General features: G+C 48.6%; 25 protein-coding genes and 1 tRNA gene. 19 read left to right on the top strand and 7 right to left on the bottom strand.

The genetic code is table 11. From position 1 onward, the window contains the following. Positions 1–77 precede the first annotated feature (77 nt). The 9 genes from iolG (at position 78) to ACX4JR_RS03165 (ending at position 9,801) form a co-directional block, all read left to right on the top strand. On the top strand, positions 78–1,085 hold the full coding sequence (gene iolG / locus ACX4JR_RS03125; protein ID WP_476059600.1) for an inositol 2-dehydrogenase: 1,008 nt from the start codon (positions 78–80) through the stop codon (positions 1,083–1,085). A gap of 14 nt (positions 1,086–1,099) precedes the next feature. Beyond that, positions 1,100–2,611 carry a sugar ABC transporter ATP-binding protein gene (locus ACX4JR_RS03130; protein ID WP_476059601.1) on the top strand — a complete coding sequence of 504 codons (1,512 nt, stop codon included), beginning with the start codon at positions 1,100–1,102 and terminating at the stop codon, positions 2,609–2,611. Continuing rightward, entirely contained in the window at positions 2,601–3,599 is a 999-nt protein-coding gene (locus ACX4JR_RS03135; RefSeq protein WP_476059602.1) for an ABC transporter permease, read from the top strand. Before ACX4JR_RS03130 ends, ACX4JR_RS03135 begins: the two co-directional genes overlap by 11 nt. Before the next feature lie 153 nt (positions 3,600–3,752). Then, on the top strand, positions 3,753–4,766 hold the full coding sequence (locus tag ACX4JR_RS03140) for a LacI family DNA-binding transcriptional regulator (protein ID WP_476059603.1): 1,014 nt from the start codon (positions 3,753–3,755) through the stop codon (positions 4,764–4,766). 120 nt (positions 4,767–4,886) lie between these two features. Continuing rightward, on the top strand, positions 4,887–6,089 hold the full coding sequence (iolM, locus tag ACX4JR_RS03145; RefSeq protein WP_476059604.1) for a scyllo-inosose 3-dehydrogenase: 1,203 nt from the start codon (positions 4,887–4,889) through the stop codon (positions 6,087–6,089). Positions 6,090–6,148: 59 nt separating this feature from the next. Next, positions 6,149–7,171, top strand: coding sequence for a zinc-dependent alcohol dehydrogenase family protein (locus ACX4JR_RS03150; RefSeq protein ID WP_476059605.1), 1,023 nt, complete (start codon positions 6,149–6,151; stop codon positions 7,169–7,171). Positions 7,172–7,216: 45 nt separating this feature from the next. Continuing rightward, positions 7,217–8,188: a 3-dehydro-scyllo-inosose hydrolase gene (iolN, locus tag ACX4JR_RS03155; RefSeq protein ID WP_476059606.1), complete on the top strand. Its 972-nt coding sequence runs from the start codon at positions 7,217–7,219 to the stop codon at positions 8,186–8,188. 79 nt (positions 8,189–8,267) lie between these two features. Next, entirely contained in the window at positions 8,268–9,074 is an 807-nt protein-coding gene (gene iolO / locus ACX4JR_RS03160) for a 5-keto-L-gluconate epimerase (RefSeq protein WP_476059607.1), read from the top strand. 25 nt (positions 9,075–9,099) lie between these two features. Continuing rightward, entirely contained in the window at positions 9,100–9,801 is a 702-nt protein-coding gene (locus tag ACX4JR_RS03165) for a bifunctional 2-keto-4-hydroxyglutarate aldolase/2-keto-3-deoxy-6-phosphogluconate aldolase (RefSeq protein ID WP_476059608.1), read from the top strand. A gap of 93 nt (positions 9,802–9,894) precedes the next feature. Here ACX4JR_RS03165 and ACX4JR_RS03170 read toward each other — a convergent pair whose 3' ends face one another. Beyond that, entirely contained in the window at positions 9,895–11,124 is a 1,230-nt protein-coding gene (locus ACX4JR_RS03170; RefSeq protein WP_476059609.1) for an IS110 family RNA-guided transposase, read from the bottom strand. A 354-nt stretch (positions 11,125–11,478) separates the two neighbouring features. Between ACX4JR_RS03170 and ACX4JR_RS03175 the strand changes: the two genes are divergently transcribed. The 3 genes from ACX4JR_RS03175 (at position 11,479) to ACX4JR_RS03185 (ending at position 15,632) form a co-directional block, all read left to right on the top strand. Continuing rightward, entirely contained in the window at positions 11,479–12,507 is a 1,029-nt protein-coding gene (locus tag ACX4JR_RS03175; protein WP_476059610.1) for a PfkB family carbohydrate kinase, read from the top strand. Between the two features lie 165 nt (positions 12,508–12,672). After that, complete coding sequence (locus ACX4JR_RS03180) at positions 12,673–14,139, top strand: tagaturonate reductase (RefSeq protein ID WP_476060458.1); 1,467 nt, start codon at positions 12,673–12,675, stop codon at positions 14,137–14,139. Beyond that, positions 14,136–15,632 carry a UxaA family hydrolase gene (locus ACX4JR_RS03185; RefSeq protein ID WP_476059611.1) on the top strand — a complete coding sequence of 499 codons (1,497 nt, stop codon included), beginning with the start codon at positions 14,136–14,138 and terminating at the stop codon, positions 15,630–15,632. Before ACX4JR_RS03180 ends, ACX4JR_RS03185 begins: the two co-directional genes overlap by 4 nt. A gap of 645 nt (positions 15,633–16,277) precedes the next feature. Here the strand turns inward: ACX4JR_RS03185 and ACX4JR_RS03190 are convergent. Together ACX4JR_RS03190 and ACX4JR_RS03195 are read right to left on the bottom strand one after the other, a co-directional pair. Next, a complete protein-coding gene (locus ACX4JR_RS03190) occupies positions 16,278–16,559 on the bottom strand; it encodes a type II toxin-antitoxin system RelE/ParE family toxin (RefSeq protein WP_476059612.1) in 282 nt (93 codons plus the stop codon). Beyond that, the gene (locus tag ACX4JR_RS03195; protein WP_476059613.1) at positions 16,556–16,807 is read right to left on the bottom strand and encodes a hypothetical protein; all 252 of its coding nucleotides are present in this window, start codon (positions 16,805–16,807) and stop codon (positions 16,556–16,558) included. The genes ACX4JR_RS03190 and ACX4JR_RS03195 overlap by 4 nt, the downstream gene beginning before the upstream one ends. A 175-nt stretch (positions 16,808–16,982) precedes the next feature. Here ACX4JR_RS03195 and ACX4JR_RS03200 point away from each other — a divergent pair, with 175 nt between their 5' ends. The 4 genes from ACX4JR_RS03200 to ACX4JR_RS03215 all read left to right on the top strand — a co-directional run bounded on the left by ACX4JR_RS03200 (position 16,983) and on the right by ACX4JR_RS03215 (position 18,753). Continuing rightward, complete coding sequence (locus tag ACX4JR_RS03200) at positions 16,983–17,258, top strand: helix-turn-helix domain-containing protein (RefSeq protein ID WP_476059614.1); 276 nt, start codon at positions 16,983–16,985, stop codon at positions 17,256–17,258. Positions 17,259–17,341: 83 nt separating this feature from the next. Further along, positions 17,342–17,560 carry a helix-turn-helix domain-containing protein gene (locus tag ACX4JR_RS03205; RefSeq protein WP_476060459.1) on the top strand — a complete coding sequence of 73 codons (219 nt, stop codon included), beginning with the start codon at positions 17,342–17,344 and terminating at the stop codon, positions 17,558–17,560. A gap of 37 nt (positions 17,561–17,597) precedes the next feature. Beyond that, entirely contained in the window at positions 17,598–18,497 is a 900-nt protein-coding gene (locus tag ACX4JR_RS03210) for a tyrosine-type recombinase/integrase (protein WP_476059615.1), read from the top strand. Beyond that, positions 18,421–18,753, top strand: a complete 333-nt coding sequence (locus ACX4JR_RS03215; protein WP_476059616.1) for a tyrosine-type recombinase/integrase — start codon at positions 18,421–18,423, stop codon at positions 18,751–18,753. The genes ACX4JR_RS03210 and ACX4JR_RS03215 overlap by 77 nt, the downstream gene beginning before the upstream one ends. A 59-nt stretch (positions 18,754–18,812) precedes the next feature. Here ACX4JR_RS03215 and ACX4JR_RS03220 read toward each other — a convergent pair. Continuing rightward, positions 18,813–18,898, bottom strand: a tRNA-Leu gene (locus tag ACX4JR_RS03220). A gap of 406 nt (positions 18,899–19,304) precedes the next feature. Here ACX4JR_RS03220 and ACX4JR_RS03225 point away from each other — a divergent pair. The 3 genes from ACX4JR_RS03225 to ychF all read left to right on the top strand — a co-directional run bounded on the left by ACX4JR_RS03225 (position 19,305) and on the right by ychF (position 21,626). Then, positions 19,305–19,526 carry a NifU family protein gene (locus ACX4JR_RS03225; RefSeq protein ID WP_476059617.1) on the top strand — a complete coding sequence of 74 codons (222 nt, stop codon included), beginning with the start codon at positions 19,305–19,307 and terminating at the stop codon, positions 19,524–19,526. 51 nt (positions 19,527–19,577) lie between these two features. Further along, on the top strand, positions 19,578–20,408 hold the full coding sequence (locus ACX4JR_RS03230) for a carbon-nitrogen hydrolase family protein (protein ID WP_476059618.1): 831 nt from the start codon (positions 19,578–19,580) through the stop codon (positions 20,406–20,408). Between the two features lie 129 nt (positions 20,409–20,537). Beyond that, entirely contained in the window at positions 20,538–21,626 is a 1,089-nt protein-coding gene (gene ychF / locus ACX4JR_RS03235) for a redox-regulated ATPase YchF (RefSeq protein WP_476059619.1), read from the top strand. 58 nt (positions 21,627–21,684) lie between these two features. On the opposite strand, the gene ACX4JR_RS03240 is transcribed toward ychF, so the two are convergent. The 3 genes from ACX4JR_RS03240 to ACX4JR_RS03250 are packed head-to-tail and all read right to left on the bottom strand — an operon-like array spanning position 21,685 to position 23,987. After that, on the bottom strand, positions 21,685–22,674 hold the full coding sequence (locus ACX4JR_RS03240) for a HAMP domain-containing protein (RefSeq protein WP_476059620.1): 990 nt from the start codon (positions 22,672–22,674) through the stop codon (positions 21,685–21,687). A 5-nt stretch (positions 22,675–22,679) separates the two neighbouring features. Then, complete coding sequence (locus ACX4JR_RS03245; protein ID WP_476059621.1) at positions 22,680–23,030, bottom strand: DUF192 domain-containing protein; 351 nt, start codon at positions 23,028–23,030, stop codon at positions 22,680–22,682. A 30-nt stretch (positions 23,031–23,060) separates the two neighbouring features. Further along, the gene (locus ACX4JR_RS03250; protein WP_476059622.1) at positions 23,061–23,987 is read right to left on the bottom strand and encodes a type II secretion system F family protein; all 927 of its coding nucleotides are present in this window, start codon (positions 23,985–23,987) and stop codon (positions 23,061–23,063) included. Positions 23,988–23,994: the final 7 nt, after the last annotated feature.

Consider the following 23,994-nt stretch of genomic DNA (forward strand, 5'->3'; position numbering starts at 1 on the left):
AAAGGGCCTATTGGGCCGGAAGGCCCAATAGACCCGAAACCTCGAATCTGAGGAACAGGGGTATTGGAGTGATATGAGTGAAGGGGCAAAGCAAAGTGAATTGTGCCGTAATAGGTGTTGGACGGTTGGGGCGAAAACATGCAGAAAACCTGGCATATAGGGTTCCCGGCGCCAACCTTGCAGCCGTTGTAGCACAGCCGCTGGAAGAGGCACAGCGCGTGGCCGAAGAATGTAATGCCAGTATCGCGTCGGATAATTATAAAAAAGTTATTGCCCACGCCGATATCGATGCTGTCATAATAGCTACGCCCTCCGCCCTGCATTATAAAATGGTCTTATTTGCCATATCCCATGGTAAACATGTTTTTTGTGAAAAGCCCCTGGCCTTAACGCTGGCGGAGAACGAGGAGATATGTGAAAGGGTTAAGGGGTATGATAAGGTTTTTCAAGTAGGCTTTATGAGAAGATTCGACAGGGGATATTCTTTGGCCAAGGAAAAAATAGAGAAAGGGATTATTGGAGAGCCCATCAGTTTTAGGGGAGTAAGCAGGGATCCGGAGTGCCCACCTATGGAGTTTATTGCTAAAAGTGGAGGAATTTTCTTGGACCTGAGCCTTCATGACTATGACCTGGCCCGCTGGCTTATGGGGCAAGAAGTAAAAAAGGTTCGTGCAGTTGGTGGCATATATGTTTATCCGGAGCTGGCTAATTACAATGACGTTGATAATGCGGTCACCACGCTGGTGTTCGAAAACGGGACATATGGTCAGGTTGAGGCCAGCCGTAATGCCAGGTACGGGGCGGATATCCGAACTGAAATTTTTGGTTCAGAAGGAAGTATTGCTGTGGGGTACTTGCAGCACACGCCGGCGGTTATGTTGACGCGAGAAGGGGTTATACATGACGTGGTGCCATATTTTTCAAATCGCTTTGATGAGGCGTTTTTACTGGAAATGATTGATTTTATTGACTGCATTCAGAAAGGTAAAAAACCTTTGGTAGGAGCGGAAGACGGCCGTGCCGCCGTCGAGATTGCCGTGGCAGCAACTAAGTCTTGCCGTGAAGGCGTTGAGGTTGTTTTATAAGGCAGCGGAGGTGGATGAAGTTGACTGGTGATGTAATCCTCCGTATGGAAGGTATTACAAAAGAATTTCCCGGCGTAAAGGCTTTGGATAATGTTAATTTGGAGGTAAAAAGAGGAGAGGTTCACGTTTTACTTGGAGAAAATGGTGCCGGTAAGTCAACTTTGATGAAGATATTAACAGGTGTTTACGAAGAGGATTCCGGGCAGGTAATGTTCAAAGGAAAACCTTTTAAGGTTAAAAACTTCCGTGAAGCCCAGGATGCGGGCATAAGTATTATCTATCAAGAATTTAACCTGATCCCCTATCTTAGTATTGCCGAGAACATATTTATAGGCCGTGAGCCCACTAACAAGGCCGGCCTGATTGATTGGGCCAAAATGAAAAGTGAAGCTAAAAAAATTTTAGATAGCTTAGGTGTTCACCTGGACCCCGGAGAAATAGTTGGAAATCTTGGTGTTGCTCAACAGCAGATGGTAGAAATAGCCAAAGCATTGTCAGTGGATGCAGACATTATTATAATGGACGAGCCTACAGCAGCTCTTACCGAGAAAGAAATTAAAGAACTGTTTAAAGCCATTAAAGAACTCAAGTCCCAGGGCAGATCCATTATTTATATCTCACACCGTTTGGAAGAATTACACCAGATTGGGGATCGCGCTACCGTCCTGAGGGACGGGCAATACATTGGTACAGTTGACTTGGCTGAAACCTCCACAGATGAACTTATCAGCATGATGGTTGGCCGTACTTTAACGGAAAAGTTCCCTAAAGAGATAACTACTATTGGTGAAGATGCCCTGGTTGTTAAAAACTTGAGCAGAAAAGGTAAGCTGTATGATATTTCGTTCCATGTCCGAAAGGGAGAAGTATTGGGCGTTGCAGGTCTGATGGGCGCCGGGCGGACTGAGCTTATGAGAGCAATCTTTGGTGCAGACCCCAGGGATTCCGGTGAGATATATATTGATAACAAGAGGGTGGACATAAATTCTCCGCACGATGCTATTAAACATGGTATTGGCTTTCTAACGGAAGACCGCAAGGGACAAGGTTTGGTTTTGAATTTGAGCGTGCGGGAAAACATTACTCTGGCCAATATAAGTGGGGTAATGGATAAAATATTTATCAATAAAGCAAAGGAAGAAGATGTATGTGAAAAATATATAGCCGACCTTTTAATAAAAACTCCGTCATCGGAACAAAAGGCCAAGTTTTTAAGTGGTGGGAATCAACAGAAAGTGGTTTTGGCCAAATGGCTATTTACAAAATCAAAGGTTTTGATTTTTGATGAGCCTACAAGAGGTATAGACGTAGGGGCAAAGCTCGAAATTTATAAGTTAATGAATCAGTTGGCGAAACAAGGTGTTGCCATAATTATGATTTCATCAGAGCTTCCAGAGATTCTGGGGATGAGTGACCGTATCATAATAATGCACGAGGGTAGGATTGCCGGTGAGTTGACAAGAGAAGAAGCAACCCAGGAGAAAATAATGTATTACGCAGCCGGGGGGGATAAAATTGCCAGCTGAAAGGGAGACAATGAAGTTAGCGAGCCGTAAAAGTAAAATTAGTGGCATGGATTTTGTTCGTAAGTTAGGAAAAAGTGGTATCTTTGTTACTTTCCTGGTTCTTGTTGGAATGTGTATCTTAATGAGTTTTCTGTCGCCGGTATTTCTTACTTCCCAGAACCTTTTGAATGTCGGTTTGCAAACGGCAGTTAACGCTATTCTGGCGGTTGGCTTGACCTTTGTTATCCTGACTGCCGGCATTGACTTGTCAGTGGGTTCAATTTTGGCCTTTGCCGGCGTGGTTATGGCCAGTGCTTTGAAAAGCGGTGCACCGGTTTGGGGCGGCGTGCTTGTGGCCTTGGCGGTTGGCGGTGCCTGTGGATTAGTTAACGGGCTGCTGATTACCAAAGGAAATTTACCTCCGTTTATATCCACCCTGGGTATGATGAGTGTTGCCCGGGGACTGGCCCTGGTGTATACCGGGGGAAGGCCGATTTCTGGTTTTGAAGAGTCATTTCTATTTCTCGGGGGCGGGAGTATTATCGGGATACCGACTCCGATAATTATAGTGTTTATTGTATACGCAATAGCATATGTTGTTTTAAATCACATGAAGCTTGGCAGGTATACCTTCGCAATTGGCGGGAATATTGAGGCAGCTAAACTATCAGGTATTAATGTTAAGAAATATTTGACTTATGTTTATGTTATCAGCGGGGCTATGGCGGGCCTTGGTTCTATAATTCTTACAGCCAGGTTGAATTCCGCACAGCCAATTGCCGGGATAATGTATGAGCTGGATGCCATTGCGGCAGTTGTTATTGGCGGCACCTCCCTTATGGGCGGACAGGGTAATATAATTGGATCGCTTATAGGTGCTTTGATAATGGGTGTGTTGCGCAACGGCCTTAATTTGCTTAACGTTTCAGCTTACATGCAGCAGGTTGCAATTGGCAGCATAATTATAATAGCGGTATTAATTGATAAGTATCGCACAAGAGATAAGTAAATCATATACATGGGTACAGGCTATCTACCGTATTATTCAGTAAAGGATTTTTTAGAAAAAAGAGTGTGGGTATTGACATCTTATGCAAACGTTTGTATAATTAAGCATAAAAGCGATAACGTTTGCAAGGTTTTGCAAGGGGAGGAACGGTGCGTGACGGTAACCATTAAGGACATTGCGAAAAGAGCTGGAGTATCCTATTCCACCGTCTCTCGGGCATTAAACAACCGGCCGGAAGTTAGTGAGAAGACCCGGAGGGAGATTCAGAAGCTGGCCGAGGAAATGGGATATCAACCTAACGCTATCGCCAGAGGCCTCGTAACTCAAAAGACCGGCACCCTTGGCCTGGTGATACCCGATATTACCAACCCGTTTTTTCCCGAGGTGGCCCGGGGGGCCGAAGAAGAAGCCGATAAGCATGGTTTCAATGTATTTCTTTGCAATACCGACTGGGATACAGATAAAGAAAAACGTTATTTGGAAGCTTTGGTAAGTAAGCGCGTGGACGGTATCATCTTGGCATCTGCCAGTGAAGAGAGCGAATATGTGGCTGCACTTGCGAAAAATGGTCCTCCCTTGATTCTTATCAACCGGGTTCTAAAGCAAGTAAATACCAATTACGTACTAATTGATAACGTAAGAGGAGCTTACATGGTGATGGAGCACCTGCTTGGCTTGGGGCACAGGCAGATTGCCTATGTAGGCGGGCCCGAACATTTGGAGTCCAGCCGGGAGCGTTTGGAAGGATACCGTATGGCCTTGGCGGCAAAAGGTGTAGAGATAGATCATGGCTATATCCGGCATGGCAGATTTAAGCAGGAAGACGGTTACCGTAATGCACGTATCCTCCTTGAAGACCTTACACCGCGGCCTACGGCTATCTTTGCTGCTAACGATATCCTGGCCATTGGAGTTCTCCAGGCAGCTAGGGAACTAGGCCTGCGGGTACCTGATCAACTTTCCGTAGTAGGTTTTGACGATATTCCCTTTGCTTCTTTGGGGGAGGTCCGGCTAACAACGGTGGCTCAGCCCAAGTATACTATGGGTGAGATGGCAGCAAAGATTCTTTTGGATGAGATACAGAATGGCAAAAAATCGCAAAAGAAACATATTGTTTTACAGCCGGAACTGGTGCTTCGCAATAGTAGCGGACCGCCACCTAAGTAAAATTTTTTTGCTAAACCTTGCAAACGATTGCAAAATGCAAATCCAATACAAATAAAAGGTATATTCTAAGAATGGTCAGTCTATTCTTCAATCTATTCTTCTTAAGGAGGTTGTAACAATATGGCTAACAAAATGCGCGCTGTAGTTTTGCACGCGGACTGGGATCCGAAACCGGAATTTAAACTGGGTCCCAAAGATATTGAAGGAAAACAAACCTATTTGGGCAGTAAAGTTTGGCGCAACCCCCGGGTAGTTATTGAGGATCGGGACATCCCGAAACCCGGTCCTGGCGAAGTACTTATTGAGGTAAAAGCATGCGGTATCTGCGGTAGTGACGTGCACATGGCTCAGCCCGATGATGACGGCTATATCTGGTATCCGGGCCTTACCGGCTTTCCTTCCATTCTTGGCCACGAGTTTTCCGGTATCGTTGTGGAGGCCGGTCCCGGTGCCAGGAATAAGGCCACTAATCAACCTTTCAAGGGCGGCGAAGTGGTTTGCGCCGAGGAGATGCTGTGGTGCGGCAGCTGCCAGCCCTGTGCCGACGGCTGGCCCAACCACTGCGAGCGCCTGGACGAAATTGGCTTCAATGTTGACGGGGCTTTTGCCAGGTATATCGTTGTTCCTGACCGCGTGGTATGGCCCCTAGACCCCTTGAAAGGTGTTTATAACGATGAAGAATTATTCCTGGCCGGCAGTTTGGTAGAGCCCACCTGTGTTGCTTATAACGCTGTCGTGGAGCGCGGCGGCGGAATCCGTCCCGGTGATAATGTTGTAATCTGTGGCGGCGGCCCGGTAGGTATTGCTGCCTGTGCCATTATGAAGCGTATGGGGGCTGCCCGGGTAATACTGTCCGAACCGGAGCCGGCCCGCGCGGAGCTGGGCAAGAAGATGGGAGCGGACTATGTAATTAACCCGCTGGCCGAAGACTTTGTACACCGGGTAATGGAGATTACCGACGGCTACGGTGCTGCCCTTTATCTTGAGGCTACCGGTTTACCTACTGTGGTGTACCCGCAAATTGAACAGTGCGTGTGGGAAGGTCGTTCTTTGAACGCCAAGATTGTGGTAGTGGCCCGAGCGGACGCCAAGATGCCCGTTACCGGTGAAGTTCTGCAGGTGCGCCGCGCCCAGATCATTGGCGCACAGGGACACTCTGGTCACGGTACCTTCCCCAGAGTAATTCAGTCCATGGCTACCGGCATGAACATGCTGCCTATGATTACCAAGCAGATAACCCTGGATGAGGTGCCCGAGAACCTGGTCATGCTGCGTACCGACCGGAAGGAGTGTAAAATTACCGTTCGGTTGGATAAGGAGTAAGGAGAATACAGGCGGTGGGAACTGCAGGTCCCGCCGCCGTTACCACGGAGGTGTAATTGATGAAGGATAAAATGTTGGCAGCGGTCTTTGCCGCCCCCGGCAAGCTTGAACTGCAGAAAGTTCCCGTGCCCCGCATAAAAAATCCTGATGATGTTTTGTTAAAGGTGAAGGCGGCCAGCGTTTGCGGTACCGACCTGCATATTTTACATGTCCCCCCAGGACATCCCGGTACTGTGGGGGCGATTTTGGGGCACGAGTACGTGGGCGAAGTGCTGGAGGTGGGGCCGGCTGTCAGTGAGTTCAGCCCCGGAGACCAGGTAGTAGTGGACCCCAATCTTACCTGTGGGGCCTGCCGCTATTGCAAAATGGGGCGTCCCAATATGTGTGAAAACTTAACCACGCTGGGAATTTTTGTCGACGGCGGATTTGCCGAGTACAACGTGGCCCCGGCCAGGGCCCTGCACAAGATCAGTAAAGATGTGCCCCCCGAGATCGCGGTATTTGCTGAGCCCCTTTCTTGTGTGGTTAACGCGATGAAAAAAATAGCCCTGGAGCCGGGTGAATCCGCCCTGGTACTAGGTGCCGGTCCCATTGGCTTGTATTTCACCCAGCTGTTCAAGGCAGCCGGTGCTGGTAAGATTATAGTTTCGGAAGTCTCGGAGTTTAGGAAGAAGTATGCTTTGAAGAGCGGGGCCACCACGGTGGTCGACCCGTCAAAAGAAAACCTAGCGGAAGTTGTGCACCAGGAAACCAGAGCCGGAGTAGATGTGGCAGTGGATGCTGTGGGGTGCTTGGTCAAGGACGCCATGGCGGCGGTCCGCCGCGGCGGTCGGGTGCTGTTATTCGGCCAGAACCAGAATGCCCGGGCAGAGATCGCCCAGAACGACATAACCAGGAATGAACTAACGGTGATGGGAAGCTACATTGCCCGGTATACCTACCCGCCCACCATTAAAATCCTGGAAAGCGGTATTCTGCCCTTGGAAAATTTGATTACTCACCGCCTGCCCCTGGCGGAGATTAAAAAGGGATTTGAGGCAATGCGCAAGGGGGAAGCATTGGAAGTAGTAATCATTCCCTAATTATAATGAAACAGTTAATTTACTAAAACAAAGGAGGTCATTAATTTGAGTAAATGGGGACTCCCGCTTAAAAATGCGGGCTCAATGGACAAAGCCGACGGCATTTATCTCCAAAATATGACCTGGAAGCAAATTGAAGAAAGACTGGAGAAAAATGACATTATAATCATTCCGGTCGGGGCAACGGAAGCTCACGGGCCCCATGCCTGCATTGGCGAAGATACTTTCCTGGTAACCCGCATGGCAGAGCTGGTGGCTAAGAAGACCGGCTGTACCGTTTCCCAGCCCCTGTGGTGGGGATCTCACCCTTACCATCACGTGGGTATGCCCGGTACAGTGGTGGTGCCTGAAGAAATTTTTATCGGTATGTTAAAGTCCATTATGGCCGGTTACTGGAACATGGGCTTTCGCAAGATGATCCTGCTCAACGGGCACGGTCAAGAGTATGTAATTCCCACTGCAATTCACCAGTTTGCCAAAACATACCAGGTGCCTATGATAGCCGTTAACGTTAACTGGTATCATGCCATCCAGGATCAATTCAAACTGAAGAGTGAAGGCGGCCCTTATGAGACCAATTTTATCCATGCTGACGAAGTGGAGACTTCCTGGTCGCTGGCCTTGTTCCCTGAAATGATTAAAATGGAAGATGCCGTTAATACCGAGGTTAAGGGCTACATGCCGGAAGGCCATGTTGATAAGGCCGGTAACCTGTTGCACCGTCCCATTGCCTGGTATGGCCATGTGGGCTTAGGCCCCATTGAAATTTCTGCTTACCCGGAAGGTGTTGTAGGTAAGGCTACCCTGGCGGATGCCAAGAAAGCTATCCCTGGTATAGAGGCATTCCTTAACTATATGGTTAAATTGCACAATGACATACTTGAAAAATTCCCGCCAGGTAAACTGCCTCCGGTAGAAGAAGTTACCCAGCGCTCCAAAGAAGAAATTGAAGCAGTGCTCAAAGGTCCCCTTAAGGGAGGCAAGAGCATTTACGCTTTGCATTACCCTCCAGCTTAATTTTACCTCAAAAATGCGCAGGGGCCGCTTTTAAAAAGCGGCCCCCGGCTCTTATCATCCGGCAAAGAGGGATGAAAGCATGAAAAAGGCAATGGTAGTTTCAGGACCCACCAAATTTGAGGCCTTGGCCTTCAAGGAAGATATGATGAACAGTATCAGAAAAGTGGCCGGTCTGGGCTTTGATGCTGTGGAGCTGGCCGTTCGTGATCCCGAATTGGTTGAAGTGCCTGCTTTAAAGGAATTACTGGGCGAACTGGATCTGCCCGCAGTGGCTATAGGTACGGGCCAGGCTTACGGGGACGAGGGCCTTAGCTTTACTTGCCCGGAGGAAGAAATACGCCGCAGGGCTGTGGAAAGGATTATGGCTCAGGTGAGATTTGCTTCCGAGCTGGGCGCCCTGGTGATCATCGGCCTTATCAGAGGCAGGGTGGCACCGCAGGTAACCAGGGAACAGGCAATGGAGTGGATGATTGATTCCCTGCGGCAATGCTGCAATTATGCTGCGGATTTTGGTGTCCGGCTGGCCCTAGAACCTATTAACCGGTACGAAACCGACCTTATCAATACAATCGGTGAGGCCAAGGAGTTCATTAAACTGGTGGGATGTTCCAATTTGGGTATTTTAGCTGATACCTTCCATATGAATATTGAGGAACCTGACATCTGTGAAAGCATTAAAAATGCAGGACATCTGTTATATCATTTCCATGTTGCTGACAGTAACAGGTGGGCGCCGGGATGCGGGCACCTGGACTTTCCCGCCATTTTCGGGACCTTAAGGGAAATGGGATATACAGGTTTCGTTTCTGCGGAGATTTTACCCAAGCCCGACCCGGATACCTGTGCCAGGCTAACTGCGGAATATTTAAAAAAAATCGGGCTTTAGCAATTAAAACCTGGAGGGTCAGTTGATGATTAAAAAATATCGGTATTTAAACACCATCCTGGAGTGCGGAATTGTGGCTGTGGTTCGGGCTGATTCTCCCGGAAAAGCTCTGCAAGTGGCTGAGGCAATTCGCCTGGGCGGTATCAAGGCCATTGAAATTACCATGACCGTACCGGGAGCGGTGGACGTCATTAAAAAATTAGTTGAAAACTATAAACCAGAAGAAATGCTGGTAGGAGCGGGAACCGTATTGGATCCGGAAACCGCCAGGATCTGCATTTTAGCTGGGGCCGAATTTGTTGTGGGGCCTAATCTAAATCCTGAAGTGGTAAAATTGTGCAACCGCTATCAAAAAATCTGTATGCCCGGTGCCATGTCCATAACTGAAGTGGTACAGGCCATGGAATGTGGGGCGGATTTGGTGAAGTTTTTCCCCGGGAGCCTTTTCGGACCTTCAGCCATTAAAGCCATCAGGGGACCGCTGCCCCAGGCTCCGATTATTCCCACTGGCGGGGTTAACCTGGATAATGTGGACCGGTGGATTACGGCCGGGGCGGTGGCCGTTGGCGTGGGCACGGAAATTACAAAGAAGGGCCTGGAATCCGGGAATTTCCGGCTTATTACCGATACCGCCCGGGCATTTGTGGAAAAAATCAAAGAAACCCGCGAGAACTTACAAGATAGACCCGCGGTAAAATGTCAAGACGTTAAACTGGAAATTTTTTGACTCTGGATTTGTAAAAAGGCAATAAAATACCTTACCGGCGATACATTACATTAATCCCCAGCTCTAAAAGAAAAAGGAAATTATAAGCAGTTATTAACCTAACCTCCTTTGCTGGTAGATTTGGCCTTTACTCAGCAGCGTAAAGACCATGCGCACAAGTTTGCGGGCCGTAAGGACCAGGGCACGTTTATGATGGTGGTGCCTGGCCTCGGTAAACTTCCTGCGATAAAATTCGGCATACTCCGGCTCCCGCACCCGGACGGAGTTAGCCGCCTCCACGAGGTAATAGCGCAAATAGAAGTTACCGGACCTGGTCAAATGGATGTCCTGGGCGTTAAAATTACTGGATTGGTTCTGACGCCAGGTTAAGCCCGCGAATTTAGCAAGGGCGTTATGGTTTTTGAACCTTGAAATGTCACCGATTTCCGCAACTATGCCGGCTGAGTAAACCGGTCCTATGCCTGGAACAGTATCCAGAGTATGTGGGATGGCTTTAACTTCCCGTGCAATAACCTTATCAATTTTTTTCAGCTGGCTTTCAAAGAAGCGAATAGTTTCAAGCGACAAAGCTAGTGTAACATCGACAGAATCCCGCATTCTGGCATTTAAGCGGTAGGCCTTGTTTGCTGCCTGTTTAATCACTTTGGCCATTTCAGGAACATCTTTTAACCGGTTATTCCCGTGTTGCAGCATCAAGTCCACCAGTTCTTCAAGCGGCATACCGGCTATTTCATTAGTAGTTAGATTTCCTATGATTGCCCGGGAAGCTTGCCCAAACAAATTGGAAAACGGACACTCTTTTTGATAGGTGGAGAATTTAAGGAATATCAGGTTTAAAGCCCTATTCTTTTCCCTGGTAAGGTTGTTCACCATATGGTAGCGGAACCTGGTCAGCCGTTGCAAAGGTGCATACCTCATATCATGAGGTGGTGTTGGACGGACTCGTCCAAACCGCAAGCAATCAGCAATAACCCTGGCATCCAGAGCATCCGTTTTAGCCATATCAGGATAAATAGCCTTAAATCCATCAATAACTTTAGGGTTAATAACTGATATTTCAGCACCTAATGCTGATAACTGGGGATCGTCATAAAGAGCTTGCAATAGGTGCCACCAGTACAGGTTGGTAGCCTCCATACCAATTTTAATCTTCTCGACATCTTTTGCGGTAGCTATATCAACTACTTTTTCAACAAGCTTTTCGGTACCCGGGAGGTCGTTGGAAACAGAGAATCCACAAACATCTTCTCCGGTATCATCAAGGATTCTAACCATGTTGGTATCAGAACCTATATCAATGCCCACAAAAAGGGTTCGGCCCACGTGAACAACACCTCCCTTCTAAAAAAGATTAATTAAGAACCAGGATTTTGGGGTATCCCAGGGGAACCTGGCGTAACTACAACCTTGCTGATGAGCATTTTCCCAAGGAGATTGGTGCGATGCTCCTTGCTGAAGGGAGAACCTCTTTGGGCACGCAACCCGCGCGTAAGCGGTTGGCGCCAGGCCCGGGGAGCAGTCTAAACAAGCACTTAAATTATGCAGGGGGCTAAAAACTTCCCCGTCATCGGTTCTACCGTGATTGTCCCAGAGAATACCCCAAAAATCAAATACTTTTAAAAAAATGACCAACTGGAAATTTACCTGTTGGTCAAATCATACAAGGGGGGCTTGAGGTTGACTAAAAAGGTTGTTTGTTTTGGAGAAATAATGCTGCGTCTTTCCACACCGGGTTTTCAGAGGTTTGTTCAGGCCAACTCCTTTGATGTTACGTACGGCGGCGGGGAGGCTAATGTTTCCGTATCGCTGGCCAATTACGGCCTGGATGCCTATTTTGTAACTAAAGTGCCCGATAACCCCATCGGCCAGAGCGCCGTTAATCACTTGCGCCGCTTTGGGGTAAACACAAAATATATTGTCCGGGGAGGGGAAAGGCTGGGCATATATTTCCTGGAGACCGGAGCTGTGCAGCGTCCCTCCAAGGTAGTTTATGACCGGGCCAATTCGGCTATGTCCCATGCTGACAAAAGTGACTTTAACTGGTACGAAATTTTCGAAGGTGCCGATTGGTTCCATTTCACTGGCATTACACCGGCTTTAAGCGGTAAAGCTGCGTCGGTAACTCTGGAGGCCGTTCAGATAGCCAAAGAAAAGGGCCTTACAGTGAGTTGTGACTTGAATTACCGCAAAAAATTATGGACACCTGAAAAAGCCAATGAGGTTATGTCTCAAATCGTAAAGTTTGTGGATGTCTGTATAGCCAATGAAGAGGATGCCGAAAAGGTTTTTGGTATCAAAGCCCGGGAAACCGACATAACCAAGGGAGAACTGAACACCGAAGGTTATAAGGACGTGGCCAGGCAGCTTGTGGACCGCTTTGGTTTCAGCCATGTGGCTATCACGTTAAGAGAAAGCTTTTCCGCCTCAGACAACGGCTGGTCCGCCCTCCTGTACGATGGAAAAGAGTTCTATCAGTCCCGCAAATACCGCATTACCCATATCGTGGACCGGGTAGGGGGCGGCGATTCCTTTGGCGGCGGTCTTATCTACGCACTGCTGGCAGGCAAGGGGCTCCAGGAGGCCATTGATTTTGCCGTGGCGGCATCCTGCCTGAAGCATACTATTCCCGGCGATTTTAATATGGTATCTGTGGACGAGGTTGAAAACCTGGCCAAGGGAGATGCCTCCGGCAGGGTACAGCGTTAGATAGTGTTTGGGAACGGAGCAGGCTTTGGCCTGCTCTGGTTGTATTATCTTCAATATTCTCCGCAGTGCCGCGTGGCAGTACGGGGGATATGAATTTGAAAGGGAGGCGTAAGCGTGCGATTAAATAAAGAGCTGTTGAACGGCGATTTCCAATTTCCGGCGGACCTGAAGGTATCTCCGGTAAGGGATTTGCCGGAAAAAGTGATCCAGTTCGGTGAGGGCAATTTCCTGCGCGCCTTTGTGGACTGGATGTTCCACAGGTTGAATGTAAACGGGTTATTTAACGGTAAAGTAGTGGTGGTTCAGCCCATACTCAGTGGCCTTGTGTCCGTGCTTAACGAACAGGACGGCCTCTACACCCTTTTCTTAAGGGGAATTAGGAATGGTGAAGTGGTGCAGGAAAAGGAGATTATATCTTCCATCAGCCGGGGCATTAACCCCTATGAAGAGTGGGAAGAGTATTTGAAATGCGCGGAAAACCCGGATATAAGGTATGTCATCTCCAATACTACAGAAGCGGGGATAGCATACATGCCGGGAGAAAGCATGGACACCTGTCCGGCGTCATTTCCCGGCAAACTCACCGCTTATCTTTATCGCCGGTATTTATTTTTTAACGGTGCCGCTGATAAGGGTATGGTAATCATACCCTGCGAACTGATTGACCGCAATGGTGATAACTTGAAGCGAATTGTACTCAAAATCGCCGATGAGTGGAAACTGCCCGTAGAATTTAAGAAATGGATAGAGGAGCATAATTATTTCCTCAACACCCTTGTGGACAGAATCGTTACGGGTTACCCCCGGGATGAAGCGGTGGAGATCGAAAAGGAACTGGGCTATGAGGATCAGCTTATAGATACCGGTGAGATTTTCCATCTCTGGGTAATTGAAGGGGACAAAAAGTTCAGCCGGGAGTTGCCCTTCCACGAAATTGGGCTGAACGTGCTGTGGGTTGACGATATGACACCTTATCGTACCCGTAAAGTAAGGGTGCTTAACGGTTCACACACCATGACCGTACCCGTTTCCTTCCTGTACGGGAAAGATACCGTGAAGGAATCGGTGGAAGATGAAGTCATCGGCAAATTCATGTACCGGGGCATTTTTGAGGAAATTTTGCCCACCCTGGATTTCCCAGGGGAAGAAATTAGGGATTTTGCCAATTCTGTTCTGGAACGCTTTAAAAACCCGTTTATCAAGCACTTTCTAATTGATATTGCTCTGAATTCTACATCCAAGTTCAAGACCAGGGTTTTGCCTTCTCTTCTCAATTACATTGAGCGGAAAAGTAACATCCCGCCGTGCCTTACCTTTTCCCTGGCTGCCCTGATCGTTATGTATCGCGGGGAAATTGACGGCAGTGCTTTGGTGGGTAAAAGGGAGGCCGGCAGTTACAGGCTGGTTGATGATATGGAGGTGCTTTCTTTCTTCCGCGACAGCTGGGCAAATTATGCTGGTAACCCGGCGGGCCTGGTACGGGATGTACTGGCCCGCGAAAAGATTTGGGGTCAAAATCTCAACCAGGTGCCGGGGCTGGCTGATGCTGTGGCGAGTTACCTGACGGATATAATGGAATTAGGTATGGAAGGTGCTGTAAAGAAATTACTGGGTGGTAAGGTGGTAAAATGATTGAACAAATATTATTAAAGGTTAACCCACGGGATGACGTGGCTGTGGCCCTGCGTGATATTCCCGCCGGCACAGCGGTTGAGGCAGGTCCGGCTGTTGTTGTCCCCGGCTCGGATATTCCCGCAGGTCATAAAATTGCCCTGCGGGATATATCCAAAGGAGAAAGGGTAATCAAATACGGCTTCAGTATAGGCGTAGCTACCGAAGATATCAAAAAGGGGGACTGGGTTCATACCCATAACCTGAAAACGATGCTGGGGGATTTGCTGGAGTATACCTATAACCCGGAAGAGATTGCTCATACCGCAATCCAGGATTCTGTAACTTTTCAAGGATTTGTCAGGGAGAACGGGGAAATTGGCATCCGCAATGAAATCTGGGTAATTAATACAGTGGGTTGCGTGAACAAGCTGGCTGAAAACCTGGCCCGGCGGGCCGGGGAAAGGTTTAAGAATGATAATATTGACGGCTTCTTTCATTTTACCCATCCTTTCGGCTGCTCTCAGATGGGTAAGGATCAGCTGATTACCCAGAAAATTCTTGCCGGCCTGGTACAGCACCCTAATGCCGGGGGAGTTTTGGTATTGGGATTGGGGTGTGAAAATAACAATGTTGAAGAGTTTAAGAAAGTTTTAGGTCCTTATGACGAAAAGCGGGTTAAGTTTTTGGTGGCCCAGGATGTAGAAGATGAAATTGAAGAAGGTCTTGCCCTCCTGAAAGAGCTGGCGCAGCACGCTGCGCAGGCTAAGAGAACTGAGGTTCCCATTTCCCGGCTGAGGGTAGGGCTCAAATGCGGCGGCTCCGATGCCTTTTCCGGCATTACGGCCAATCCGCTGACCGGGGTTTTTTCCGACATGCTGGTAGCCAGGGGGGGTACATCGCTGCTTACCGAGGTGCCCGAAATGTTTGGGGCAGAGACCATATTGATGAACAGGGCCACGGATAAAGGTGTTTTCAATAAAATAGTGTCCCTGATTAATGATTTCAAAGAATACTATATTCGCCACGGTCAGGTGATTTATGAAAATCCTTCACCGGGTAATAAAAGGGGCGGTATTACTACTTTGGAGGAGAAATCTCTGGGCTGTATCCAAAAGGGTGGACACAGTCCGGTGGTGGACGTGCTCTCTTACGGGGAACGCCCGGTCGTTAGCGGGCTGAACCTGCTGGAGGGACCGGGCAACGATCTGGTGGCGGTCACTGCTTTGGCGGCATCGGGTGCCCATATGGTCATATTTACCACCGGCAGGGGCACTCCCCTGGGCGGGCCGGTGCCCACCGTTAAAGTGGCCACCAATTCCGCCCTCGCCGCTCGCAAGAAAAGCTGGATAGATTTCAACGCCGGCAGGCTCCTGGAAGGGGAGAGCATGGAAGAGCTGGCAAAGGAATTTTTCAATTATATCCTCGAAGTGGCCTCAGGCAGGGTCAGAACGCATAATGAGGTAAATAATTACAGGGAGATTGCCATTTTCAAAGATGGTGTAATGTTGTAGCCGAAAAAAACCTGCAGGTTTGCAGTTTTTTTATGGCTCTCCTTGAGAGCTTAGTGTAGGTACTCCGGTCTCCGCTATTTGTGGCGTACTAAAAGCGGCAGCCCTTCCATGAAAACTTTTTACGCCTCTGTCCCGTTATCGATGTACCGGAGGCCCAGCGGGAGACTGCCGCGGAGTCTGGAGCCCGTCCAACTCATGAGGGAACCGGTAACGTTCTTAAAGGTGCCGTGCGAAATATTTGACGAAGGTGCAGAATGAAATTTGGAGACTTTATGGTATAATCTTACAAAGAGTTATTGCGGCCGGGGTGTCGCCAAGGGTTTCCTAACGCTTCCATAAGGGCATACCGATAAAAGCTTAAAACACATACAGCTACGTGCTTTCCCCGATGCAAGAGCAGCTTGCCGACTGTATTGGTGAGTTGTTTAGTAACGCATGTGTTAGCAACTGAATCGACAAAGCTGGTGCCGAAGGTGGGAGTCGAACCCACACGGGACGAGCCCACGCGAAATACCAAGGGTTAAACTGGTCCGAGGTATACCTTTCCATATCGATTGAAAATCACATATTTTAGGGTATGTGTTTGCAAAAACGTTTGCCAAAAATAAAAGCCCACGGGACCTAAGCCCTGGGCTTTGTTTTTAACTAGTATGGGGGACGGAATACCTGCTCATGCGTTCCAACATTCCTTAGTTGAATAATGTTTTTATCTAAAAACTTAAAGGTCATGCGGATGGACATACCGGCGCTGGCTTCCCAAATATCTACAGTACCTTCTACAGTACCTTCCACCCGTTTTACTCGTAGAGAAGGGTGGCTTGGATTGACGGCGAGCATTCGTAATGCTTTATCAACCCTTCTCCGGCCGGCCTTGTCTAATTTTCCATAAGCCCGAACAAAACGCTTGGTGAATTCCAGGGAAATCATTTTTCCTTCTCGGCAGCCTGGTGTAAATATTGGATGGCTTTTTCCGGGTTACTAAAACGTATTGTTCGGCCTGCGGCTATATCTTCATCTGCTTCCTTTTCGCCGGCCTGCCACTCGGGGGTCCAGAACCATGACTGGTCGTCATCAAAAAGCCCCGTCTCATCCAGGCGTCGAGCCAGTTCAAATTTTTCCGCTGTGGACAACTTTTTAATCTCTTCAATCAAACGGTCAATATTGGAGGCCATCATTTATCACCTCAATAAAATACTACCTTAAAAGCTGCCAGGAAATCAATGCATCCTGGGCTTTTTTATTTTCGGGGTAAGGTGGTGAATTATTCAAAAACTTGTTTCGATTGAGATACGACGAGAATTTAATGTTACAAATAAGAAATGGCAAGAACAGGTATTCGTAAAACTTTACGTGGCCGCCAGAACATCGGGATTCCTGGCCGATATATCAGATAAAGACTGGAAAACACTTTGCGTTTTAGCTACGTTTATGGATACCGAAGGAAATTGTTATCCTTCTCAGGAGGAAATAGCCAAGGCCCTGGGTATCAGCCGGCAAGCGGCCACGGAGAGGATAAAAAGCCTACTCCGTTACCGGTGGCAGGGAAAACCAATTGTGACCGTTAAAAAAGCAAGGAAAAAGTCAGACACTGGTTTGATAACAACAGATATACCATATTTCCCTTAAGCAACCTAGCATTCGGTCAGGATGACCTAAATACTCAGGACAGTAAAAAACCTATGCAAGTAGTGCATGACACAGGAAAACCTATGCAAGCAGTGGAGGACTTTCCGCCTATACTAACTGTACCTGAAGCCGCGGAAATATTGCGGGTTGGCCGCAACCGGGCCTATAGGTTGGTTAGAGAAAGAAAAATACCTGCTTTTTGGGTTGGTAAGTCCCCCAGGATCCCACGCGACGCTTTGGAAGAATATATCTCGATGCAATTATTGCCGGAAGGAGGAAGATATATGCGACGCGTCAAATAAGGCCTGATGTGCCCCGGACCGAAAGGAGGCAAAATATATGAGGGGCCATATCAGGCAGCGCGGCAAAAACAGCTGGGCAATCGTTGTGCGGGTTCCTGATCCAAAAACGGGAAAAAGTAAACAGCACTGGCATACCGTGAGGGGGACACGTAAAGACGCGGAAAAAGAGTTAACTCGCATACTTCATGAAATTGACACGAATACTTATGTAGCACCTACTAAAATAACAGTTGCCGACTACCTTCGGAAGTGGCTGAAACGGCAACAAAAGAGGATATCCCCAAATACCTTGCGGGGTTACCGTGTGAACGTTGAAAATCATATTATACCGTATATTGGTGAGATTCAATTAACTAAACTTAAGCCAGCGCACATTGATGACCTTTTTTCTGAATATCTGGCTGAAAAAGACCTTTCAGGGACAACTCTATTGTATATTTTCCGGACTTTAAATAAAGCACTGAATGATGCTGTAAAGCGTGAAGAAATACATCGTAATCCGGCGGCAAATGTAGAAAGACCCCGGAAAGAGAACGTAGATATTCGAGTTCTTCAAAATATCCAGGAAATAAACCTTCTTAGGAAGGCCCTACACGGTACCATCCTATACGGTCCAAGCATGTTAATACTTACCACAGGACTTCGTCGCGGTGAAGCTCTTGGGCTCAGATGGTGTGACTTAGATCTTGAAAACAGGATCTTACGCGTAAGGAAACAGTTAGTTCACAACCCGATAACCCATAAATTGGAACTGACAAAACTAAAAACGGAAAAAAGTAATAAACCTTTAAAGATTTCCAGGTGGACGGCAAAAATGCTTCAAGATCGTAAAGCTGAGCAGGAAGAGGAACGCAAATTCGTTGGTTCTGGTTGGCAAAATAAGGACGACCTGGTTTTCACGTGGGGACGACCTGGTTTTCACGTGGCCGGACGGTAGGAGGATAGACCCCAGCTGGTTCTCAAAAGCATTCAAACGAGTGGTGGACCGTATAGGCTTAAGCGAGCTTACTCCGAAGGGTTTGAGACACTCACACGCTACTCTGCTCCTGGGACGAAACCAGAACCCGAAACTCATTCAAGAAGAACTCCGTCACAGTCAAATTCACGTTACGATGAACACATACAGTCACGTATTTCCCCCGATGCAAGAGCAGCTTGCTGACTGTATTGACGAGTTGTTTAGCGAGATATAAAAAAAACAGTTGCATTAACGCATGTGTTAGCAAATGCGTTAGCAACTGATCGTCAAGGCTGGTGCCGAAGGTGGGAGTCGAACCCACACGGGACAAGCCCACGCGATTTTGAGTCGCGCGCGTCTGCCAGTTCCGCCACTTCGGCATAATGTACTTATATTTTACCTGATATTATAAACTATTGCAACGGGTTGTTAAAAAAGTTTCCGTAAATTAAATGCTTTAACAATATAACATTTTAGTTGTGTAGATGTCAACTTGTAATTTTTGAAAAGAAAGAGCTGGTGCGGGATACTGTACGGGATTGGTGAATTATACAGCAGAGTCGTTGCCGGGGAAAAACCCGGTAAGAGGTGGAGGCCGTGCAGCTAATAAAGACATTGGAAGTAATTTTAGCGCCTTAGTGACGTGGATGCCGGCCGGTCAAAATTTTTGTCTTGTCATATTAAGAAAATAAAGGTAAAATGGTTATAAGTTTGTTCTGTGCATTGCACATAGGGAATGATTCTATCTGACATACTACTTTTAGGCAGGGAAAGGAGGTCAGAGCAGTGTTCGAAAAGGTTAAAGAAGTATTACAGAAAATTCGCCCGGCTCTGCAGAGAGATGGCGGCGATGTGGAGCTGGTTGAAGTGACCGATGATGGAGTTGTAAAAGTCAGGTTAAAGGGCGCCTGCGGCGGGTGAGGCATGGCAACAATAACCCTGAAACAGGGGATTGAGCGGGTGCTCAAGCAACACATACCGGAAGTAAAGGAAGTCGTGCAGGTTTAGTAAAAAAACCTCTGCTGAAGGCAGAGGTTTTTTTAACAAAGGGGGATACAAGTGGCAGCTTTTAAACTGGCTGTATGCCAGCTCAGAGTTTCCAGGGAAAAGGGAGAAAATATTAAACGGGCGGCGGAAATGATAGGGCAGGCTGCAGACGAGGGCGCCCGGGTGGCGGTTCTGCCTGAGATGTTTAATTGCCCTTATCAAACAAAACTTTTCCCTCAGTATGCCGAGAGCTTTGAAAGCGGGGAAACCATAGCCATGCTTAAGGAAGTTGCCCGGGAGAAAAGGATTTACCTCGTGGGGGGGTCCATACCTGAAAGGGAGGGCGACCAAGTATATAACACCAGCTTTACTTTCGGGCCGGAAGGAAACTTGCTGGGACGCTACCGCAAAGTTCATCTTTTTGACGTGGACCTGCCGGGGGGACCGAGGATAAAGGAATCCAGCACAGTGGGATACGGGGAGGATCTAACCGTTATAGATACGGAATTTTGCCGCCTGGGTGTAGTTATTTGTTTCGACGTGCGTTTTCCGGAATTAATACGCCTTTTATCCCTGGAGGGAGTACAGCTGGTGGTTATTCCGGCGGCCTTTAATACCACCACCGGGCCCGCCCATTGGGAAATAACCATGCGCACCCGGGCCGTGGATAACCAGGTTTACGTGGTCGCAGCATCACCGGCCAGGAATCCGGAAACCGAGTACGCCATATACGGTCATTCCATGATTGTAGATCCCTGGGGGGACATACTTGCCGGGGCCGGTGAAGGTGAAGAACTTATTTCAGCGGAAATAGACCTGGAACGGTTGGAAAAGATTCGCAGGCAGTTACCCTTGTTAAGTTTGCGGCGCGGTGACCTCTATGAGCTCAGGTGGAAGAAGTAAAGGCAAAACCCGGCCGGCGCGGCGTACTTGAGCGGAGCGGAAAAACACCGGCCTTCCCCGGCAGTTTACAGTGTACTCAGGATGTGTTAAAATTCCAGAGATTACAGAGTAAGTGCGGGAGTGACGGACATGGAAATTGGCATAGTGGGGCTGCCCATGGTTGGTAAGACCACCATATTCAACTTGGTAACCAATGCCGGGGCGGAAACTTCCGGCTACCTGACGGGGAAAACGGAAACCAATGTGGGCATGGCCAAAGTTCCGGATAAACGCATAGATTGCCTGTCTGATATGTATAAGCCGAAAAAGACCACCTATGCCCAAATTCAATTCAGTGACGTACCGGGTCTGGTGCGGGGTTCCAGTCAAGGAAAGGGCGTCGGCAACCGGTTCCTGGATTCCATCCGCAAATCCGATCTGCTGGTGCACGTGGTGCGGGCCTTTGAGAATCCCGGCGTTCCGCATTCAGACGGTAGCATTGACCCCCTGCGGGATGTGGAAACTATAGACATGGAACTTCTGCTGGCTGACCTGGACCTGGTGGAAAAAAGAATAGAGCGCATTAAGGGCGGTAAAAAGGTCAAAAAGGAAGCGGCGGCCGAACTGGAAGTACTGCAAAAACTGCTGGAGGCTTTGGAGAACGAGGTGCCGCTGCACCGGGTGGAATTGAGTGAAAAGGAGCGGGAAATGCTTCAAAACTACAGTTTTTTCAGCGAAAAGCCGGTAATTCTTGTTGTAAATACCGATGAGAGGCAGTTTAAGGCCGGTGAATACCCCCGCAAACAGGAACTGGAGGCCTTGGCGGCGGAAAAAGGTATCAAGCTGATTGAGGTTTGCGGGCAGCTGGAAATGGAAATAGCCCAATTGCCTGAGGAAGACCGTGATATTTTCATGGAAGACCTGGGGATTACAGAGTCCGGTATTGACCGGCTGGCCCGGGCCGCCTATGACCAGCTGGGCTTAATTTCCTTTTTTACCGTGGGCGAGGATGAGGTTAAGGCCTGGACCATTAAAAAGGGAACCGATGCCCGGAAGGCGGCGGGGAAAATACATACGGATATGGAACGGGGCTTTATAAGGGCCGAGGTAATTCACTTTGACGATTTAAAAGAGTGCGGGAGCATGGCGGCGGCCAGGGAAAAAGGGCTGGTCCGCCTGGAGGGCAAGGATTATGTAGTTAAAGACGGGGACATTTTGAACATCAGGTTCAACGTATAAGGGCCAGGTCTCAACATTTGACATTGTTTTTGAATGTTGAGACCTGGCCCTTTATTTTTTAAGCGGAAGTATTGGTACTTTCGGTTTTAAACTGCAGGGCCAGGGAATTCAGTTTATCCGACATGCGGGTGAGGCGCCGGGCAGCGGAGTTTATTTCTTTCATTATCTCTTCTCCGTTTTCTTGTTCTTTATCGCGGGATTGTTCCGACCGTTGAACAATTAAATTGGAAGTATATTTCATATCGGATGCCGTGCTGCGTATGGATTGGAAAAGAACTCCCAGCTGGTCAGTCATGGTATTAAAGGCCTGGGCCAGGCGCCCCAATTCATCCCGGGTGGTTATCGGTATTTTTGCGGAAAAATCGCCGGTGGATACTTTTTCGGTGGCTTCAACCAGGGATTGTACGGGACGGTGTACCGACCGCAAGATTATCAAGCGGGTTAAGAGCATTCCCGCGATGGTGGCCAGCACAAGGTTAAATAATATATTTTTGACAATTTCCTCCAGGTGGGCCCGAATCCAGGACAGGTCCAGGGCCAGGTGGACGTATCCCAGTATTTGTTGGGATTCATCTTTTATGGGAGCGGTAAAAGTGAGGGCGGTGGCCATACCTTCGTTGTTGGTTAAATAGCCGGTATGTATGTCCTTGTCCAACAAAGCTTCTTTGATTTTTTCTCCTTGCTCAGGTTCACTTAGTTTTTCCGTATTGTTATGGGCTATGAATTTACCCGAGCTGTCCAAAATTGCCGCCTCGTTTATCAGGGGGTCCTGGGCCAGCTTGTTAACCAGTTCATTAAGCAACCTGTAATTTTGGTGCTTGAGCGGGACAGTGGCCAGGGTTTGTACGGTTCCCATGGTGGACCGGCCCCGGGAGTATATTTCTTCCATCAGGGCGTTGCGGTCACGCATAAAGGTGGCAAATCCCACCGCTGCCATGAGGAAGATGATGAGCAGGGTAATTCCCAGGCTCAGGCGGAAGGTTAGGGAGAAGCCCCGCAAAGGGCCCCTTTGAGCCGGTATACTTTTTTTATGTATTTTGAGCTTCATTGAGATCACCTCACAGATTTTAACTCGATTTGATGGCCGGGCAGGGTGCCGGTTTTGCTAATTGTGCCGGCGGGGAGTTCCACTGTCAGGCGGGCTCCTTTAACTATCCTGGAAAACCGGAAAGGGGGGATATTTTCCATTATCTCTACTACTTTTAAATTACTATCCAGGAAGACTGCGTCTATGGGAAATTTCATAAAAAAAGTGTGAATGGATGAACAGGGACAAAGTACCAGGGCTGCATTTTGGGGCAAGGAGGACCTGCCCAAAAGTCCTTTCAGCCGGGCCTGGAAAGTGGTGGCAAATTCCACCCGGGAAGCCAGTATACAGCCGGTGTGGGTGTTTATTAACTTCATTTCCATACCTTCCCAAAAAATAATTTAGGCCTACATGGAAAGGGCTTTAATAATATTAATCACCGCCGGCCCCAGCAAAACAATGAAAATGGCCGGAAAAATGAACAGCACCATGGGAATCAGCATTTTTACCGGGGCCTTCATGGCCTTTTCTTCTGCCCGCTGGCGGCGCTTTTGGCGCATCTGCACGCTTTGCAGGCGCAGGACGTTGCCGATGCTGATACCAAGCCTGTCGGCCAGGATAACCGAGCCCACAAAATTGGAAAGGTCGTCCACCGCCAGCCTGCCGGCCATATCCCTCAATGCTTCCCGGCGCGCTTTTCCCATCTTGGTTTCTTGAAGCACCTGCAGGAATTCATCGGCCAGCACGCCCTTGGACTTTTCCACCACTTTCATCAGGGCACCGTCAAAGCCCAGCCCTGCCTCTACGCTTACCGTGAGCAGATCCAGTACGTCAGGCAGGTTTTTTTCCACGTCTGCTTTCCGTTTCCGGGCCCGGGATTTCAGGTATGAATCGGGCAGCAGCCAGCCCAGGGGTACGCCGGCCGCGGCCAGCAACATACACTGGGCCGTGGTTAGGGGCAGGGAGCCGGCCAGCAGCCACAAAAAGGCGCCTCCCCCTGCAGCCAGCAAATATTTTATTAACAGCATTTCCCGGGGTGTCAGTTTCCCCGGGTTTCCGGCCTCAATCATTTTTTGGGCCAGGGAAGCCTCTCGGGTAGCGGGAATAAAGCGGGCTAACATTCCGGCCAGGTAGGAGAGCAGGGGCTTTACGGCCCTCTGGAAAAGGGGGGCGGACAATTCTTGTTCCCGGGCTGATACTGGCCGGCTCTGGCTGCCCACCACCTCATCTACTCTTTGGGCCAGCCTGATGCGCTCTCCGAAAATAAGCCGGTAGGATGCCAGGGTTCCGGTAAGTACGGCACCGAAAACTCCCGCCACTATTAAATAAATCATGGGGATC

The organism is Desulfofundulus sp. JL263-se (genome assembly GCF_056316025.1).